Origin of the sequence: Sphingomonas sp. VDB2, assembly GCF_047946695.1 — a bacterium.
Lineage (GTDB): Bacteria > Pseudomonadota > Alphaproteobacteria > Sphingomonadales > Sphingomonadaceae > Sphingobium > Sphingobium bisphenolicum.
The window spans coordinates 83,540-101,772 of the sequence record NZ_CP159616.1; the positions used below are offsets into that span (position 1 = coordinate 83,540).

At 62.0% G+C, this 18,233-nt stretch carries 16 protein-coding genes and 1 pseudogene; 10 read left to right on the plus strand and 7 right to left on the minus strand.

Annotated features, from left to right (window positions below):
• Positions 1 to 15: 15 nt before the first annotated feature.
• Positions 16 to 1,560, minus strand: a complete 1,545-nt coding sequence (locus tag ABT375_RS18900; RefSeq protein WP_416465448.1) for a tryptophan halogenase family protein — start codon at positions 1,558 to 1,560, stop codon at positions 16 to 18.
• 63 nt (positions 1,561 to 1,623) lie between these two features.
• Positions 1,624 to 4,524 carry a TonB-dependent receptor gene (locus ABT375_RS18905; RefSeq protein ID WP_416465450.1) on the minus strand — a complete coding sequence of 967 codons (2,901 nt, stop codon included), beginning with the start codon at positions 4,522 to 4,524 and terminating at the stop codon, positions 1,624 to 1,626.
• A gap of 284 nt (positions 4,525 to 4,808) precedes the next feature.
• Here ABT375_RS18905 and ABT375_RS18910 point away from each other — a divergent pair, with 284 nt between their 5' ends.
• From ABT375_RS18910 to ABT375_RS18925, 4 genes are all read left to right on the plus strand, one after another.
• Positions 4,809 to 5,492: a SapC family protein gene (locus ABT375_RS18910; RefSeq protein ID WP_416465452.1), complete on the plus strand. Its 684-nt coding sequence runs from the start codon at positions 4,809 to 4,811 to the stop codon at positions 5,490 to 5,492.
• Positions 5,493 to 5,515: 23 nt separating this feature from the next.
• Positions 5,516 to 6,514: a cupin-like domain-containing protein gene (locus tag ABT375_RS18915; protein ID WP_416465454.1), complete on the plus strand. Its 999-nt coding sequence runs from the start codon at positions 5,516 to 5,518 to the stop codon at positions 6,512 to 6,514.
• 45 nt (positions 6,515 to 6,559) lie between these two features.
• Positions 6,560 to 7,633, plus strand: coding sequence for an alpha/beta hydrolase (locus tag ABT375_RS18920; protein WP_416465456.1), 1,074 nt, complete (start codon positions 6,560 to 6,562; stop codon positions 7,631 to 7,633).
• A gap of 141 nt (positions 7,634 to 7,774) precedes the next feature.
• Positions 7,775 to 9,763, plus strand: coding sequence for a sialate O-acetylesterase (locus tag ABT375_RS18925; RefSeq protein WP_416465458.1), 1,989 nt, complete (start codon positions 7,775 to 7,777; stop codon positions 9,761 to 9,763).
• A gap of 294 nt (positions 9,764 to 10,057) precedes the next feature.
• On the opposite strand, the gene ABT375_RS18930 is transcribed toward ABT375_RS18925, so the two are convergent.
• Complete coding sequence (locus ABT375_RS18930; RefSeq protein WP_416465460.1) at positions 10,058 to 10,540, minus strand: DoxX family protein; 483 nt, start codon at positions 10,538 to 10,540, stop codon at positions 10,058 to 10,060.
• 27 nt (positions 10,541 to 10,567) lie between these two features.
• On the minus strand, positions 10,568 to 10,837 hold the full coding sequence (locus tag ABT375_RS18935; protein WP_416465462.1) for a DUF2282 domain-containing protein: 270 nt from the start codon (positions 10,835 to 10,837) through the stop codon (positions 10,568 to 10,570).
• A 228-nt stretch (positions 10,838 to 11,065) separates the two neighbouring features.
• Here ABT375_RS18935 and ABT375_RS18940 point away from each other — a divergent pair, with 228 nt between their 5' ends.
• The 5 genes from ABT375_RS18940 (at position 11,066) to ABT375_RS18960 (ending at position 14,265) form a co-directional block, all read left to right on the plus strand.
• Positions 11,066 to 11,602 carry a sigma-70 family RNA polymerase sigma factor gene (locus tag ABT375_RS18940; protein WP_416465464.1) on the plus strand — a complete coding sequence of 179 codons (537 nt, stop codon included), beginning with the start codon at positions 11,066 to 11,068 and terminating at the stop codon, positions 11,600 to 11,602.
• A complete protein-coding gene (locus ABT375_RS18945; RefSeq protein ID WP_416465466.1) occupies positions 11,602 to 12,243 on the plus strand; it encodes a DUF1109 domain-containing protein in 642 nt (213 codons plus the stop codon). Before ABT375_RS18940 ends, ABT375_RS18945 begins: the two co-directional genes overlap by 1 nt.
• A gap of 73 nt (positions 12,244 to 12,316) precedes the next feature.
• On the plus strand, positions 12,317 to 12,589 hold the full coding sequence (locus ABT375_RS18950) for a hypothetical protein (protein WP_261937115.1): 273 nt from the start codon (positions 12,317 to 12,319) through the stop codon (positions 12,587 to 12,589).
• Positions 12,590 to 12,679: 90 nt separating this feature from the next.
• Complete coding sequence (locus ABT375_RS18955; protein WP_416465468.1) at positions 12,680 to 13,522, plus strand: DUF692 domain-containing protein; 843 nt, start codon at positions 12,680 to 12,682, stop codon at positions 13,520 to 13,522.
• Positions 13,519 to 14,265: a putative DNA-binding domain-containing protein gene (locus ABT375_RS18960; protein ID WP_416465469.1), complete on the plus strand. Its 747-nt coding sequence runs from the start codon at positions 13,519 to 13,521 to the stop codon at positions 14,263 to 14,265. The genes ABT375_RS18955 and ABT375_RS18960 overlap by 4 nt, the downstream gene beginning before the upstream one ends.
• Here the strand turns inward: ABT375_RS18960 and msrB are convergent.
• Positions 14,262 to 14,774 (minus strand): annotated as a pseudogene (msrB, locus tag ABT375_RS18965) (peptide-methionine (R)-S-oxide reductase MsrB). The gene ABT375_RS18960 and the pseudogene msrB sit on opposite strands and share 4 nt — an antisense overlap.
• 149 nt (positions 14,775 to 14,923) lie before the next feature.
• Here msrB and msrA point away from each other — a divergent pair.
• The gene (gene msrA, locus ABT375_RS18970; RefSeq protein ID WP_416465870.1) at positions 14,924 to 15,544 is read left to right on the plus strand and encodes a peptide-methionine (S)-S-oxide reductase MsrA; all 621 of its coding nucleotides are present in this window, start codon (positions 14,924 to 14,926) and stop codon (positions 15,542 to 15,544) included.
• Between the two features lie 8 nt (positions 15,545 to 15,552).
• Here the strand turns inward: msrA and ABT375_RS18975 are convergent, their stop codons facing one another.
• Both ABT375_RS18975 and ABT375_RS18980 read right to left on the minus strand, forming a co-directional pair.
• Complete coding sequence (locus tag ABT375_RS18975; RefSeq protein ID WP_416465471.1) at positions 15,553 to 16,443, minus strand: alpha/beta hydrolase; 891 nt, start codon at positions 16,441 to 16,443, stop codon at positions 15,553 to 15,555.
• A 337-nt stretch (positions 16,444 to 16,780) separates the two neighbouring features.
• Positions 16,781 to 18,232 carry an NAD(P)(+) transhydrogenase (Re/Si-specific) subunit beta gene (locus ABT375_RS18980; RefSeq protein WP_224546756.1) on the minus strand — a complete coding sequence of 484 codons (1,452 nt, stop codon included), beginning with the start codon at positions 18,230 to 18,232 and terminating at the stop codon, positions 16,781 to 16,783.
• Position 18,233: the final 1 nt, after the last annotated feature.

Sequence of the window (18,233 nt, forward strand, 5' to 3'; positions counted from 1 at the left end):
GCGGGTTGTAGCCGGTCAGACCGGCTGCAACCCGTGCGCCACGATCTTTTCAATAAGGTCGCGATGGCGCGGCAGGCCCGCCCGCAGCTTTGCCGTCATGGCGGCGTTCTCCCGTCGCGCGCGGCTGGCGAGGTGCGTGTCGCGCGCCAGGTCGGGCGCATCCACCTGCGTCTTGAAGCCCATGCCGTAGAGGACATATTGGTAGCTGGCCGCTGGGAAGACTTCCTCGACACGATCGAATTCGTCCAGGAAGCCGGGCGACTGGTAGCGCCAGAGCAGTAACAGATCCTTGAGCCGATCCGGGATCGTTTCCTCCCGCACATTGTCGCGCCAGAAATCGCTGTCGGTGCGCTGGGTCAGCACATAATGGAGCTTGAGGAAATCGATGATCCGGCCCCAGCGATACTGGGTCGTCGCGTTGAAGCGCGCAGCGACAATATCCATCACTTCGCGGCAGGGCGGCATTTGTTCGGCGATGATCTTGGCCGACAATTCGACCAGGACGATGGCGGAGGCTTCGAGCGGTTCCAGGAACCCGGCAGCCAGGCCCACCGCGACGCAATTGCCCTTCCAGAATGTTTCGCGATGCCCAGACCGGATCGCGATCTTACGCGCGTTCAGGCCGTCGGCGGCGGGGCCGATATAGGCGCGCAACTCGCGTTCGGCCGCTTCGTCCGAAATATGGTTGCTGGAATAGACATGGCCGATGCCCCGGCGCGTCTGGATGCCGATGTCCCAGATCCAGCCTGCGCTCTGGGCGGTGGAGATGGTGTGGGAGGCGATCGGGCTGTCCGGCCGCTCATAGGGTATTTGCATCGCCAGCGCCGTGTCGCAGAACAGAACGTCGTTGCAGTCCTTGAACGGCACCTGCATCGCGCCTTCGATCAGCAGCGCCTTGAAGCCGGTGCAGTCGACGAACAGATCGCCTTCGATCTCGCCCGCCTGTGCGGTGCGGATGGCGCGGATGTCGCCATTGTCGCGCATCAGTACCGCTTCGACATCGGCCAGGACATGGCGCACGCCCAGCTTTTCGCAGCAATGGCGTTGCAGGAAGGGCGCGAATTTGCCTGCATCGAGATGATAGGCATAGTTGGCGAGCGCATCATATTCGGCGGTCGCGATCGTCTTGGGCGCGAGGCCATCGTCGCAGATGCGGCCCTGCGCACAGACGCTGTCGCAGAAACTTTCGTCGCCTTCGTTCGCCAGCCAATGCGGGGCGAGGTTCACCTGCCCGAAATTCTGGGGCAGCATCAACGGATGATAATAGCCGTCGTCCGGTGCGCCGGTGGTCCAGCGGGCGAAACGTGCGCCCTGCTTGAACGAGGCATCGCATTCGCGGAAGAAATCAGTTTCGGATACGCCCATGCGCGACAGGGTCGTGCGCAATGTGGGCCAGGTGCCTTCGCCCACGCCGATGATCGGGACGTTGGGGGATTCGACCAGCGTGACCGTGAAGTCATGGCCGATGCGGCTTTTGTGACGTGCGGCGATAATGCCCGCGGTCAGCCAGCCGGCCGTCCCGCCGCCGACGATGATGATGTTGCGGACGGGACTGACCATGCGGAAATTACCCCTAAAAGTGGAGGGGATGTCAACCGACATCCCCTCCAAGGCGAGACAGGGTTAGAAGCGGTAGCGCGCGCCCGCGGTGAAGCGACGGCCATAGGCGTACACATCGAGCAACTGATTCGAAAAGCGCCCATGGGTGCTGATCGTTTCGTTGGTGATGTTCAGCGCTTCACCAAAGACGCTAATCCGCTCGTTGATCTGATAGCTGGTGCTCAGATCGACCTGGAGGCTGGAATTGACGAAGGTCGGTTCCGCGCCAAAGGCCGAGTTATTCTGTGCTTGGCCAAATTCACGCAGATATTTGTCACGCCAGTTGACCGCAGTGCGGAACTGGAAGCCGTTCTTGTCATAGAAGGCGACCAGATTTGCGGAATTGGCAAGGCCTGTGACGGCGAAGCCGCTCTGCGACAGATTGTCTTCGTCATAGGGCTTGTTCGTCTTGACGAAAGTGGCGTTGGCGTTGAAGCCAAAGCCCGTGTCGCCGAAGACATGCTGCCAGGCCAGTTCGACGCCCTTGATCGTCGCTGAGGGTCCGTTGACCCGTTGCGACACGGTGAAGACGGCAGGCGCGCCGGTCGTGGGATCGACCACGCCGTTGATGGTCTGCCGCTGTGTGCCAGCCACGACGAAGTTCGATACGCTCTTGATGAAGAAGTTGACGGACGCGTAGGAGTTGCGTTGATAATACCATTCCGCCGCCAGATCGAAATTGTCGGCGAGATAGGGCTTGAGATTAGGATTGCCGCCGGTCGCCGTCAGTGCGCCGACGCGCTGGCCGACACCCACGTTGAGAACCGGCGTCAGCGTGTTCAATGCAGGGCGCGTGAGCGTGCGCGACGCATCGAAGCGCAGGTGCAGCGTATCCGTCAGTTCCAGCTTCATGTCGAGGCTGGGCAGGAAGTAGGAATAGCTGCTCTTGGTCGAAATCGGCTGCGATTCGCCGAAGCCGACCGTCAGCAGCGTTGGATCAGCCGTGCTGCCGGTAATGGAGATCGGCAAACGTCCGATGCCCGCCGACACCAGCTTCGTGATTTCTTCGCGCGCGCCGGCATTGAAGTGGAACGGCATACCGGCCACATCCGCTTCGAAATTCACCCGGACATAGGCCGACCAGGTTTTCTCACGCACATTCTGAACGCTGCCAGGGTCGAGCAGCAGGTCGAACATACCCGTATAGGCGGTGCCACAGCAGCCATAATTGTAACCGGGAATATTCTGCGCTTGGGGATTGCCCAAGCCTTCCAGATAACGCTGATATTCCCTAGCATCAAATTTCAGCAGGCCCGGTGGCAACATGCCGGAAAAACCAGGAATGAAATTGTTAGTGCCGATCGTACCCTGAAGAAGGCTGGACGGGATCAGCACCCCGCTGCCCTGACCGGACGGACCACCATAGCCGGCATAGGCCTGCCAGAAATTGTTGGTGAAGGTGCTGCTGTTCTGGAGCTTGAATTCGTCCTCCATATAGCGACCACCAAATTTGATGGTAAGATTATCCTGTTCCCATGTGGCACCAAGACGGAACTGCTTGATCTCATCGCTATTGAGTTGCTGCTGGCGCACGGTGACGTGCGATCCGATGATGCTCGTGTCGATCCAGCGCGAGGCATCGCCATTGGGACCGTAAGCGGTCAGTTCCGGGAACGCGCTGCTGCTGTTGCCGGTAACGCGGATGCCGTTTGCGGTTCCGAGCAGGCCGCCATAGCCGATATCGCCATTTTCGCTGCTGATTTCACCGCCCGGATTCTGACGGCTCTTCGAATAGCTGGCGTCGGCTTCAATCTTCAGATTGGGGGTAGCGTCCCATTTCAGGTTCAGGCCGACCTGATTGGTCTCCAGCACGCGGGTATCGGTTCCGGCGGTGAAGTCGGTCGGCGAACCCTGCTGCACGAAGTCGATCGTCGTGCCGTTTTCATCCTGCTCGACATTGCGCATCGAACCCTGATTGAACCAGACGCCGAAGCCGGAAATGTCGGTGACGATCTTCTGCCGCGAATAGTTGTCGTCCAGCGTCAGGACGATGTCATCGGACGGCGCCCATTGTAGCGCGATGCGGCCATCGATGCGTTCGTCCTTGGTATAGCGCTGGTCGGCACCATATTGCTGGCCATACCAGCCAACGACGCTCTTCCGATCGCTTGCCGACGCGGTGGCGGCGTCGGAGGGGTTGCACGTTGCAGCGTTGCTGCCGGCCAATTGGCACGGCGCGAACAGGCCGCCCTGCCAGCCCGACACATAGACGCGGTTCACCTGCGTATCTCGGCGGGTATAGATGCCGTCGACCAGAATGCCGATCGTATCGTCGGCAAAGGTTTTGCTGAACAAAGCGCCGATCGTCGGCACTATCTTTCCGGCATCGTCCTGCACCGAACCCGAAGCGCTCAAGGCGACGCGAGTGCCGGGGCTATCGAACGGCTTGGGATAGGAGATGTTGACGGTCGCGCCGATCGAACTGCTGGACAGAGAAACATCCGGTGTCTTCAGAACTGAAAGTTGGCCGACGAAATCGGCGCCAACCGAAGAGAAATCGACCGAACGACCACCCGTTGCGGTCGAGATGCGGCGGCCGTCGATCAGCGTTTCGTTGAAATCACCGCCAAAACCGCGAACGGTGATGCCGTCCGGTTCGCCACGCGATCCCGACCGATTGATCGACACACCCGGCAGGCGCTGCAACGAGGCTGCAACGTTCGAATCCGGGAACTTGCCGATATCTTCCGCCGAAATGACGTCCACGACGCCCGCCGAAGACCGCTTGATATCGAGATTCCGTTGCAGTGACCCGCGAATCCCGGTGACCACGATATCGGATTCGCTGGTTGGCGATGTAATTGCGACCTGTGCGTTTTCCTGGCCGATGGCCGGAACTGCAATCGCCACGGCCAGTAAGCTGGCAGTGGACGCAAGCGTAACTCGGCGATGCGTCGCGCGAATTTTATGGAAATTATACTTCATGATCCTCCCCAAGTTCAGACATTGTCTCGCCTGAACACCGAGGCACGATTGCCACGGCGATCATTTTTATCGATCCAGAGGAGCGTTGGCCTTTGCCTGTCTGGCAAATTTCGACATCCCCAACCGGTCTTCTTTTTTTCTATAAGAAATGTTAGCGCTATCTAAACAGGCGATCAAGAGAAATTGTATGTGTAATTGCCACATCAAGCTAAAGCGCGCAGCTACGTTATAAATCGGCGATTTTTCTTGGTGATCATAGGCCGGGATAATGAGGAGGAGAGGATATGGAAACGCTGGAACTGGTAGATAGTGACACACATGCCACAGTGAGGCTGCGCCCTGCTGACGAGGTTCTTGCACCGTTCGTTCGCGTGGTGCTCAGCGAGTTTCCTGCTGCGGCGGTCGCCTGTCCGCTCTTGCTGTCGAAAAGGTCGGATACCGGGGCCTTCTATGTTGGCGCGTTGCTGGGGTTCAAGCACGGTGAGTGCCTGATCGACTCGCCCGATGGCCGACTGGCTTTTTGTTCGCTGGAAGCCGCGAGGGAGGGGTTTTTCGCAGTTGAGGACAATATCGCGCTGGATCGCGCGCATGATCGCTTCGGCGCGGGTGAAGGCGAGTCTCTATTCGACGGCGAGGGGTGTCCGACTGCGCCCCTAAAGGCCGCCCAGTCGGCGTTGGGGCGGTTGATGGCCGGCCAGGAAGCGACGGACGTCTTTATCGCAAAGTTGTTATCCTATCGGCTGGTGGAGCCGATCGACGTCTCGCTCTCGTTCGATGACGGTGAAACACTGCGTCTGGAAGGTCTGTACACCATCAGTCTCGATGCCCTGAGCGATCTGGAAGATGCAGCGATACTCGATCTTTTCCGGGCGGGGCATATGCAATGGGCTTATGCCATGATCACGTCGCTCCAGCATATTGCGCTGATGGCCAGGCGGCGCAACGAGCGGCTTGCGTCGATGCTGTGAGCGGGGGCAACGCGGCCTCGAGCTTGGACGAGCGCAATGCGGCGGATGTTGGCGATGCCGACGCCCTGCGCGCGCTGGCTTCGTCGTGCCGGCCGGTCGTGATTCGCAAGCATTGCAGCCACTGGCCTGCGGTCGCGGCGGCGGCGCGCGGGACGGATGCGGCGATGGCTTATCTGGCGCAATATGATGCTGGGCTAACGGCCGAATATTTTTCCGCGCCCGCCTCGCTTGCGGGGCGCTATCATTATGGCGCAGGCATAAGCGGCTTCAATTTCTTGCGGGAAGTGATAGCTGTTCGCGATGCGTTGGCTCGGATCAGCGCCAACGCTCTTGGCGAGCGCGAAACAGGCTATATGGGATCGCTACCGACGGAGGCGCATTTCCCCGGCTTTGCGGTCGATAACCCGAGCATGCTGTTGGACGGGCATGTTCGCCCGCGGCTGTGGGTTGGAAACCGATCTACGGTCGCATGCCACTATGACAGCTATGATAATCTGGCTTGTGTCGTAGCGGGCCGCCGCCGCTTTACGCTCTATCCGCCCGAAGCGATCGGCGACCTGTATATCGGACCGATCGATCACACGCTGTCGGGGCAGCCTGTGTCCATGGTTGCAGGGGTCGCGGAGGACACGGACGCCTATCCGCGGTTCGCGGCGGCGCGTGCGAAAGCCATCGACGTGGAATTGTACCCTGGCGATGCCCTTTACCTACCCAAGCTATGGTGGCATCAGGTCGAGGCGCTCGATTCCATCAACATCCTCGTAAACTATTGGTGGGACGGTTTTTCGGCCGGGCCTGATTCGCCCTATGCGGCCTTGCTCCTCGCGATGATCGCCATTGCCGAACGGCCAGCGTCCGAACGGGCAGCGTGGCGCGCCTATTTCGATCATTATGTATTTCGTGTCGATGGGCATCCGCTGGCGCATCTCCCCGAGGAGAAACATGGGGTGTTGGGGCCGTTGGCCCAAGGGAATTATGGCCGCATCCGGACGTTGGTGATGCGGATGCTGCGGGGCAGCTAAGCGGCTTTAAAAAAGAATATTGTATTGCTGGGAGGAAAGTTTGGCATGAAACGGACAATGCGGGTCACGGCGGTTCTGACGGCGATCTTTGCTGCCGGCACGATGCCTGTATCGGCGCAAATGGCAACGGACGGCCCGGTGGCGGTCGCTGGCGCAAAGGCGGTGACGATCGAACGGATCAAGGTCCATGCACCGACGATCGAAGGCAATCTGGAAGGCGAGGCGACGGATCGCGACGTGCTGGTCGTGCTGCCGCCCAGCTATGGCAAGGATCGGGGGCGGCGTTATCCAGTCGTTTATGCGCTGCATGGCTACTCGATCGGTGCGGAACAGTGGAGCCGGGAAATCCATCTGTTGGCGACAACGCAAAATGCCTTCGCCAAGGGTGCGAAGGAGATGATCCTGGTGTTGCCCGACTCCAAGACCGTGCATAATGGGTCTATGTATGCGCGGTCGGTGACGACAGGCGACTTCGAAACCTTCATCGCGCGCGACCTGATCGCCTATGTCGACGGCCATTACCGGACTATCGCTCGGCGGGAGAGCCGGGGGTTGGTCGGGCATAGTATGGGCGGATATGGCACCAGCCGGATCGGGATGAAACATGCCGACATGTTCGGCGCGCTCTATATGATGAGTCCCTGTTGCCTGTCGGCGCGAGACGCCGGGCCGATGGATGCGGCGTCCATCGCGGCGCTGGATGCGGTCAGGACACCGGCTGATGCGGCCAGATTGCCCTTCATCCTGCGAGCGCAACTCGCGACGGCTGCGGCATGGTCGCCCAATCCGAAGAACCCGCCCCTCTATCTGGACTTACCGGTCAGAGACGGGAAGGCGCGGCCCGATATTCTGGCCAAATGGGCCGCTAACGCGCCGCTGGCTTTCGTAGATCAGTATATTGGCGACCTGCGCCGCTATGCGGCGATCGCGATCGATGTCGGTGACAGGGACGGGCTGAAGGCGGATGCGCAGTCGCTGCATGATGTTCTGGACCGCAACGGTGTTGGCAACAGTTTCGAGATATATCAGGGCGACCATACCAGCCGGGTCGCGTGGCGGTTTCAGGATCAGGTGCTGCCGTTTTTCGATCGGCACCTCGACTTTGCGACAGCGAGGTAGACAATTGTGCGCGGTTTAACGCTCGGCCGCTTGGTCGATCATAGATAGCGATAACAAAATCATTGTTACGCAGGGGAAATCGGTTATCCCTACGGTAACGGTCCGGCACAGGCCGATCCATGAGGCGAGGAGCGGACGGCCATGTTTTCGCGCAATCATGTAAAACGCTTATCGGCTCTATTTTTGGGCGGTATGGCGCTTATAGCGCTGACCGCGTGGGCGGCGCCGCAATTCGATCCGATGTTCAGCGACCATGCGGTGATCCAGCGCGATCATCCTGTCATAGTGACCGGGCGTGGTGCGCCACAAGAAATGATTGCGGTAACATTCGGAGTCGAAACGCGTGAAGTACGGGTCGGCACGGATGGTCGATTTGAAGCGCGGTTCGCGGCAACGAATAGCACAGGGCGGATACGACTGGAAGCGCGTGCGGCGTCGGGCAGCGTCGTGGCGCAGGACGTGGCGGTGGGTGACGTGTTCCTTTGTTCGGGCCAGTCGAACATGGAGCTGGAAGTGCGCAGCGCGCAGGATGCGATGACGCAGCTTCGGACCTCCGCCGACGATCAGTTGCGCCTGATGCTGGTGCCGCGCGCCGTGGCGGACGATCCGTTGCGTGATTTTCAGCAGGCGGTGTTCTGGCGACCGGCCAGTCCGGACAGCGTCGCCGATTTTTCCGCCGCCTGTTTCTATATGGCGCGCGCGTTGCGCAAGACGGCGAAGGTGCCGATCGGTGCGATTGCCAGCAGTTGGGGCGGATCGCGCATAAACCCGTGGATGGGCGCGCGGGCGCAGGCGGCGATCGGGCAGGGCGCGCAGTCCGCTTTGGTGTCGCTGCATGGGCGCGATCCCGTTGCGGCGGAACGAGCGGCAAGCGCGGAATGGGAAAAATGGTGGCGCAAGGCAACAGGCGATACCGCGGGCAAGGAGCCGTGGCAGGCCGATAGTAGCGTGGTCTGGAGCGATGTGCCGCGTATCGGGCCGTGGGAAGAATGGGGTGTGTCTGCGCTGGCTGATTTCAACGGCATGATATGGTATCGGCGCGAAATCGACCTGACGGTGGCGCAGGCTAATGCTAGCGGCACGCTGTCGCTGGGGCTGCTGGACGATGTTGGCCGGGTATGGATCAACGGCAAGCCGGTCGGCATGAGCGCGCGCAGTTGGCAGCCGAGCAGCTTCGACGTGCCGCCGGGGGTGTTGCAGCCGGGGCGCAATGTGATCATCGTCAATGTGCTCGACAACTATGCCAATGGCGGCCTGTCCGGTCCGGCTGAAGTCATGAAACTGTCGCTGGGGCCGGCAGGGGACATGTCGCTGGGGCCGGCAGGGGACATGTCGCTGGGCGACGGGTGGCACTATGCGGTAGCGAAGCAATCACCGCCGGGCGCGCCGCGCGTGCCTTGGGGTGACACGACCGGCACGGGCACGCTGTATAATGGGATGATCGCGCCGCTGGGGGCGATTGGTTTGAAAGGGGTCGCCTGGTATCAGGGTGAATCGGATGTCGACCTGCCCGGCTATGCCGATCGAATGAAAGCAATGATGGCCGATTGGCGTCGGCAGTTCGGGGCGCCCGACCTGGCCTTCGTCGCGGTGCAACTGGCCGGCTATGGCGACCCGGCTACCAAGCCTGCGGAGAATGGCTGGGCGGCAATGCGGCACGTGCAATATCAGGCGATGGCGCGGGACGATCATGGCGGCCTGGCCACCGCGATCGACCTGGGCGATCCGTTCGATATTCATCCGGGTGAAAAGCAGGAGGTCGGCCGTCGGCTGGCGCGGGCGATGCGGGCGGTTGCCTATGGCGAGGCGCTATCGCGCACCGGGCCGCAGGCGTCGCGAGCGATCGCCACGGCCGATGGCGGTGCGGCGATCGATTTTACCGGCCTGACCGGCGGGCTGCACGCGCGCAGCGCGGCGCAGGCGATCGGCTTCGAACTATGCGGCGAGGCGGTGGGCAGTTGCCGCTTCGTGGGCGGCAGGATCGAGGGCGGGCGCGTGATCCTGACCGGGGATGGCCAGCCTGCGGTGCGGGTGCGCTATGCCTGGGCCGGGGCGCCGGTCGTGAACCTCTATGACGAAGCGCCCTTGCCGGTTGGCTCGTTCGAATTGCCGATCGTGCCGATGCGCTGAAACATGGTGCGCCGGGGTGGGAGGCGTGAATATGCGATGCAGGATGAAGACACTTACGGTGGCGTGGCGTTGCGAGCTGCCGATGAAAGGAGAGGGGAGATAAGCTCATGGCAAGGGCTTTGGCCTGCTCGTCACGAAGGAATAGGTGCAGCTTTACAGCGAAAGTCTGACGCATCGTCCTGTCGCGGATCGGATATTGCAGCAAGACCGTTGGCGGGCGAGCAAAAACGCCAGCTCGTCACGATGATGGCAAGCCCGCTCCGGCAACGCCGAAATATATCGATGAACGGCCGATCAGTGTCGGTTCACGCCTTGAACCTCACAATCTCCGCCAAGGCGTTCGAGGCCGAGCCAGCGATCGATGGACCGGTCACCCCCGCCACGGGCGAGCAGAAGGAGCAGCAAGCCAGCCCAGATAAGATGGGTCGGCCAGGCGTCGGGATAGACAAATATCTCTATCACCAGGGTCATGCCCAGCAAGGCAGCAGCAGCCGGTCGCGTAAACAGTCCGAGTAGCAGCAGGATCGGGAAAAGATGCTCCGAATAGGTAGCGGCGTGCGCCGCAATCTCCGGCGGCACGAATGGCAAGGCATATTCGGTCCGGAACAGTTCATAGGTGGAGGGCGCGATGGTCAGCAGGCCCTCCACCTTGGTTCGACCCGACAGGAAGAAGGTGGCGGCGATGCCCAGACGCGCGATCAGCAGCAGCAGGCTTTCAGGGACCAGCCGGGTCAGCCGACCGCAGCCTTCAGCATAATAGCGCGCAAAGGATGTCATCGCTCTTCTCCGCAGAATCAGCAAGGGTCAAGCCTTGGGCGTCAGCGATCCGAAGCCCTTGGGCGTCTTGATGCTGGTGCAGGTGCCGGCCTTCACCAGCTTCCAGGCGTCGCCCTGATAGGCGATCCGCGACGTCCCGGCGCAACTGGTGCCGGTGCCGGCCTTGCAGTCATTCTTGCCCGCCTGGGCCACGCCATAGCATTTTTCCATCGGCTTGGCCGGCGCGGCAGCATGGGCCGCGCCGGTCGTGATCGCGATGGCGAGGGCTGCGGCCAATAGGGCTGGGGTGGACGACATGATATTTCTCCGTTGAAAAGCGTGATGGCCTGACATGCGACGGAGCCGTTGTGGACGGCCCCGTCGCACGGCAACCCTGGGAGGCCAAGCGGGCCGGGTTACGGAAGCTTCTTCGCGACGGAACGCAAAGGCGTTACACATGGCGCTGGAAATGGGAGCGCAGCATTTTTCTGTCGCATCGCTGTAACCTTGGGGTCGCTGGCTCCGAATGACTGTTCGGGAGTGCGTATGCGGGCGAGCGAAGAACAGCTCAGGATATGGATGATCGGCGGTCTCGATGGAGACGTCGATGCCTATACCGCCTTGCTCGGCGCACTCGTCCCGTTGCTGCGATCCTTTTTCGGACGCCGCTTGCGCGGTGCGGCCGACGATGTCGAGGATCTGGTACAGGAAACATTGATGGCCATTCACACCCGTCGCGGCACCTATGACAGGACGCGGCCTTTCGTTGCCTGGGCTTATGCCGTGGCGCGCTACAAGATGATCGACCAGTTCCGGCGGAACCGGCACATGGTGCAGATAGAAGGGCTGGAAGAGATATTGGTTGCAGAAGGGTTCGAGGACGCCTGCGCTGCCCGCATGGATATCGACCGGTTGCTCGGCGGGCTGTCGCCCAAGCAGGCCAAGGCGATCCGCGACACCAAGGTTGATGGACTGAGCATTGCGGAGGCCGCCCAATCCGCTGGACTCAGCGACGCGGACGTCAAAGTTTCGGTCCATCGGGGCTTGAAAGCGCTCGCCGCGCGGTTGAGGGGAGACGGCTGATGCAGACCGACGACCTTATTCGCGCCCTGGCAGGCGATGCACGCCCGGTCCCGCGCCATGCGGTGGAACACAGGGTCGGGATCGGCCTGGCCGGCGGCGCGATTGTCACGCTGGCGGCGATGGCCGCGACGCTGGGATTCCGGCCCGATCTGGGCGCCGCGATACAGGCTTTCCCTTTCTGGATGAAATGGGCCTATACCCTATCGCTGGGGATCGGCGCGATCGGCGCAACGATCTACTTGGCCCGGCCGGATGCTAGGCGCGCGCGCGGGCTCTGGCTTCTGGCCCTGCCATTGCTGCTTCTGATGGCTGCCGCCGCAAGCGAGTTGATCCGAACCCCGGTCGAGGGCTGGCTCGCCCTGTGGCTGGGCCATAGCTGGACGAAATGCTCGATGCTGGTGGCAGGCTTGTCCGTGCCGCTGTTCGTTGGCCTGCTCTGGGCCTTTCGTCGCCTCGCCCCGACCCGGTTGCGCCTGACGGGGGCAATGGGGGGTCTGGCGTCGGGCGCCTGTGCGGCAACGCTTTATGGGCTGCATTGTCCGGAGGTGTCCGCCACCTTCGTCCTTACCTGGTATACGCTGGGCATGGCGCTGGCGACGCTGGGCGGCGCGTTGGCCGGACCGCGTTTCCTGCGCTGGTAGAGCGGGTGTAACCATCGCGCGGCTCGCGCCGAAGAACCTATGCCATCCCGGCAATTTCTTCGGAGACTATCTCATGACCAGCATCAAGACCGGCGTCAGCATCGCCACCACCGCCGCGCTGCTCGCCATCGCCGGCGTTTCGGCCTCCGCGCCTGCCTTTGCGGCCCATGATGCCAAGACCGCCCATTGCTATGGCGTCAATAGCTGCAAGGGCACGTCCGACTGCAAGACCGCCAAGAACGACTGCAAGGGCATGAACAGCTGCAAGGGTCAGGGTTTCAAGGAAATGTCGGCTGAAAAATGCACCGCCGCCGGCGGCAGCCTGACCGCGCCTGCGGCGCAATAATATCGGCCTTCGCGCTCGCCCCATCATGGCCTGCGCGCTACCGAGGCCCGGCTTCCCCCGGCCGGGCCTCTCCTTTTCCGGAGCGTTTCGATGACCGCCACTCCCATCGCCCCCTTTGCCGGCTTCGGCCTGGGCCTGCGCACGCCGCACTATCAGGATTTCCTGACGAGCGCGGTGCCGGTCGATTTCGTGGAGGTCATATCCGAAAATTTCATGGTCGATGGCGGGCGTCCCCGCCATATCCTCGATCAGATCCGCGAACGGCATCCGGTGGCCTTGCATGGCGTGTCGATGTCGATCGGATCGGCCGACGGGCTGGATCGCGCTTATCTGGTTCGCTTGAAAACACTGGTCGACCATCTCGATCCGCTGTTCGTGTCCGATCATCTGTGCTGGACCCGAATAGAGGGTTTCAACGCGCACGACCTGCTGCCGCTCCCCTACACCGACGAAGCGCTGGATCTGGTCTGCACCAATATCCTCCATGCCCAAGACATGCTGGAACGGCCGATGCTGATCGAAAATCCATCCACTTATCTGCAATTCACCGCCGACAGCATGACCGAATGGCAGTTTCTGGACGCGATGTGCGCACGCACCGGCTGCGGCCTGCTGCTGGACGTGAACAATATCTATGTCAGCGCGGTCAATCACGGCTTCGATCCCATGGCCTATCTAGCCGGCGTGCCGGCCGACCGCGTGCGCCAGATCCATTTGGCGGGGCACAGCGAGGGTCGCGACCGGCTGATCGACACGCATGACCAGCCCGTGCCGCCACCGGTCTGGTCGCTCTATGCCGAAGCGTGCCGCCGGACTGGGCCGGTCGCGACCATGATCGAACGGGACGACGACATTCCCCCGCTCGCGGACCTGCTAACCGAACTGGACATGGCCCGTGCGATCGCGCCTGTGGACAGGAGGCAGGCGGCATGAGCCTGGCCGCGATGCAGCGCGCCTTCGCCGGATGGCTGACCGACCGGCCGGGATCTATGACGGCTTGGGTCGACGGCGCGGCGCAAGCAGGGCTGGACGTCTATCATAATGGCTATCGGGTGCGATTGGCCGACTGCCTGCGCGAGATGTTCGAAAAGACGGCGCTCTGGCTGGGTGAGGACGCATTCATGGCCGTAGCGCGCGCGCATATCGACAATAGCCTGCCCCATGGCTGGACGCTCGGCGTCTATGGCGACGGGTTTGACCGGACGCTGGCGCGCCTCTATCCCAATGATCCCGAAATCGTAGAACTGGCCTGGCTGGACCATGCGCTGGCCAGGGCGTTTGAGGGATGCGATGCCGATCCGGTCAGCGCAGAACGACTGGCGGGGGTGGATTGGGATGATGCGTCGTTGATGTTCGTCCCGACGCTCAGGACCGGACACACGATCACCAATGCTGGCGCGATATGGTCGGCGCTGGCAGCGCAAGAGCAACCGCCAGCGGCCGCCATGCTCTCGCGGTCGAGCGCGATGCTGGTGTGGCGGCAGGATTTCACGCCCTGTTTCCGCACGATCGAGACGGTCGAGGCCGACATGTTGGCCGAAGCCGTTGCAGGTGCCCGCTTCAGCACATTATGTGCGTCGCTGATCGATCGGCTGGGCGAGGAAGCGGGGGTGGCAACCGCCGGCGCCCTGCTCGGCCAATGGATCGGCGACGGACTGATCGCCGATATCCGTTAGGCCGGCGCGAACCGCATTGCCACACCGTTCATGCAATAGCGCAACCCCGTCGGGCGTGGGCCGTCATCGAAGACATGACCCAGATGGCCGGCGCATCGCGCGCAATGGACTTCGGTTCGCGCGCCACCCAGAGACCGATCGACGCTGGTGCCGATGGCGCGCGGAAGATGATCGTAGAAACTGGGCCAGCCGGTGCCGCTGTCGAATTTCGTGGTCGATGCATAGAGCGGCAGGGCGCAGCCCGCGCAAAGGAACCGACCCTTGCGATGCTCCTTGTTGAGAGGGCTGGTAAAGGGATATTCGGTCGAAGCCTGCCGCAGCACCGCATAGGCCTGTGGTGAGAGGCGCTTGCGTCATTCGGCCTCGCTGAGCTTGAATGGAGCGGGGGCGGCGGCGATCGCTGCCGCGCCATGCCCACTCATCCACTGCCAGGCCAGCGCGCCGATGGCGGCGGTGCCGGCGAAGGCCAGGAAGGAGCGGCGCGAGGATTGGGGTTCTGTTTGTGTCATATCCCATATTCGTGGGACCGGGCCGAATGGTTTCAAAAAAAATGGACAGGGTCGTAACCGTATGTCGATTTGCTTCGTATCTCTGTCATGATCCTTTGACGGAGCCTTGCCATGTCCCGCATCTTCCCGGCCGCCGCAGTCCTTCTTGCCTGATCGTCCTCACCAAGCCAGGTGCTGCCGCCGAGAGGGCTGTTCTGGCACCCGCTGCCGCGACGACCGAGCCGGTGACCGGACATCGCGAAACCGCGACCTTTGCCGGCGGCTGCTTCTGGGGGGTGGAGGGCGTGTTCTCGCATGTGAAGGGCGTCGTCAGCGCGACGTCGGGCTATGCCGGGGGCGACGCGTCGACCGCCGATTATGAAAGCGTGTCCACCGGCACCACCGGCCACGCCGAATCCGTCAGGGTCGTGTTCGATCCGACGCAGGTAAATTATGCGGACCTGCTGCGGATTTACTTTTCCGTCGTGGCGGACCCGACCCTGCTCAACCGGCAGGGGCCAGACCGGGGAACCCAATATCGATCGGCCCTGTTTCCCGCTTCGCCCGCACAGGAGAAGGTTGCCCGCGCCTATATCGCGCAATTGTCGGCCGCCCATGTCTACGCCCGGCCGATCGTGACGCGGATCGAAGGCAATCTCCGCTTCTTCCCGGCCGAAGCCCATCACCAGGACTTCATGGCCCGCAACCCGACCTATCCTTATATCGTCATGAATGACCGGCCCAAGGTTGAGGCGTTGAAGCGGCTATTCCCCACGAGCTGGAAAGCATAAGCACCCTATCAGCGGGCAGGCGTTACATCCTTCACGAAATGCGCGATGTCCGCGACGACGCTCGCGCGATAGCGGAATGGCCGGGCGATCGCCGTCACCATGCCGATATGACCTATGCCGGGATAATGCTTGATCCGAACCGGAACGCCTGCCGCGCCGAGTTTCGCGGCCAGGGCTTCGCTGTTGCGTGGGCGCACGGTTTCGTCTGCATCGCCGACCAACAACAGGGTCGGAGGATCGCCCTTGCCGGCCCAGCGTACAGGCTGCGTCTCCGTCGGGTCTGGCCATGCGCCAAACGCGGCCTTGCTCGCCGCGACATCGAACGGCGCGAAATCATAGGGGCCGGCGATCCCGGCCAGTCCCTTGATCGCCCTCCGATCCGCGCCCAGCCATCGATCATCGACCGCCAGCATGGCGGCGATATAAGCGCCCGCTGAATGGCCGCACAGGATGATCGAATCCGGCGCGCCGCCATAATCCTGCCCATGCGCCATCACCCATCGGACTGCGCTTGCGCCGTCCTCGACAAAATCGGGATAAAGATTGTCTGGTCCGATTCGATAATCGGGAATGACGACCAGGAAACCCTGCGCAGCCAGGGCGCGGCCCACAAAGGCGTAGCCCGCCTTTGTGCCACTGGCCCATGAACCGCCGTAGAAGAACAGGACGACAGGAAGTCTGGCGTCGGCGCGCCTGTAGCGTGGCGCATAAATGTCCAGTTTTTGTCGAGGGCCTCGATCGTAGGGAATATCCCGTGCGATCCTGACACCATCGTTATCCTTGGGCACCAGCGCGTCGAATGTCAGGAGTGGCGAACAAGCTGCACTGGCGAGGGCCGCCACTCCACATGCGCCCGCTGCCATCCATTTCCATCGTTTGCTCATCGCCTTCCCTAACATGAAGAGCGACGATGCCCAGCGTCACCGGTACGATCCCGAACGCGCAAGTGCATGATTGGCAAAGGCACTGCTTGCGTAGCCGGTGCAACTTCAGGAACCGGACTCGCCTTTGCAAGGGAATAGAATCATAAGATCGCAACCACAGCCGCGATGATCTGGTTAAACCGAATGTCGATCCGCTCTGATAAATCAATCCGCCCGCTCGGTTGGGTCAGATCATGAGCATTGGATTACACCCACTGAAGCCACAATGAATCCGGCGTCAGTATGCGCAATCTTGGCCAGCAGGCGGTATGGGCCTCCTGCTGGCACTCCTTTTACATCATGCCGTTGGCGTTCAGCTCAATTTCCCCAACAAACTGTCCACCGCGACCTTTGCGTCGCCGTAGAACATGCGGGTATTGTCCTTGTAGAAAAGCGGGTTTTCGATGCCGGAATAGCCGGTGCCCTGTCCGCGCTTCGACACGAAGACCTGCTTGGCCTTCCACACTTCCAGCACCGGCATCCCGGCGATCGGCGAGTTGGGATCATCCTGCGCCGCCGGATTGACGATGTCGTTCGATCCGATGACGATCACCACGTCGGTCGAGGGGAAGTCGTCATTGATCTCGTCCATTTCCAGCACGATGTCATACGGCACCTTGGCTTCGGCCAGCAGCACGTTCATATGCCCCGGCAGGCGGCCTGCGACCGGGTGGATGGCGAAACGCACGGTCTTGCCGGCTGCCCGCAGCTTGCGAGTGAGTTCGCTCACGCTCTGCTGCGCCTGCGCCACCGCCATGCCATAGCCCGGCACGATGATGATGCTGTCCGCTTCGTTGAGCGCTGAGGCGACACCGTCGGCATCGATCGCGACCTGCTCGCCCTCGATCTCCGCCGCTGGTCCCGTCGTGCCGCCGAAGCCGCCCAGGATCACCGACACGAAGGAGCGGTTCATCGCCTTGCACATGATGTAGCTGAGGATCGCGCCCGAAGAGCCGACCAGCGCGCCGGTGACGATCAGCAGGTCGTTGCCCAGGGTGAAGCCGATCGCCGCCGCCGCCCAGCCCGAATAGCTGTTGAGCATAGAGACGACCACGGGCATGTCCGCGCCGCCGATGCCCATGACGAGGTGGAAGCCGATGAACAGCGCCAGCGCCGCCATGGCGAGCAGAACCGTCAGTTCGCGGCCTTCCACGCCGATATTGCCGACATACATCACCAGCAGCACGAGCGACGCCAGCAGCGCCGTGGCGTTGAGGACATGGCCGCCGGGTAGCTTCTTCGCCTTGCCGTCCAGCTTGCCCGCGAGTTTGCCGAACGCGACGATCGATCCGGTGAAGGTGACCGCACCGATGAAGATGCCGAGAAACTCCTCGACCTTGAGGATGTTGATTTCCACCGGCGTTTTATGTGCGAGCAGGCCGGCAAAGCCGGTGAGCGCTGCACGCGCGGCCGGATCGAGCGTGTTCACCGTTTCCAGTTCGAAATGTGCGTTGAAGCCGATGAAGACGGCCGCAAGCCCGACGAAGCTGTGCAGCGCCGCGACGAGCTGGGGCATTTCGGTCATCTGGACCCGCATCGCCACGATCCAGCCGATAACGGCTGCGACGGCGAAGGTGCCGGCCACGATCGGCAAATTGGCCGCCCCAGGGCCAAAGAGTGTGGCCAGCACGGCCAAAGCCATGCCGGCAATGCCGTACCATACGGCGCGCTTGGCGCTTTCCTGATTGGAAAGGCCGCCCAGCGACAGAATGAAAAGGACCGCAGCCGAGAGATAGGCTGCGGACACCACACCGGTATCGAACATG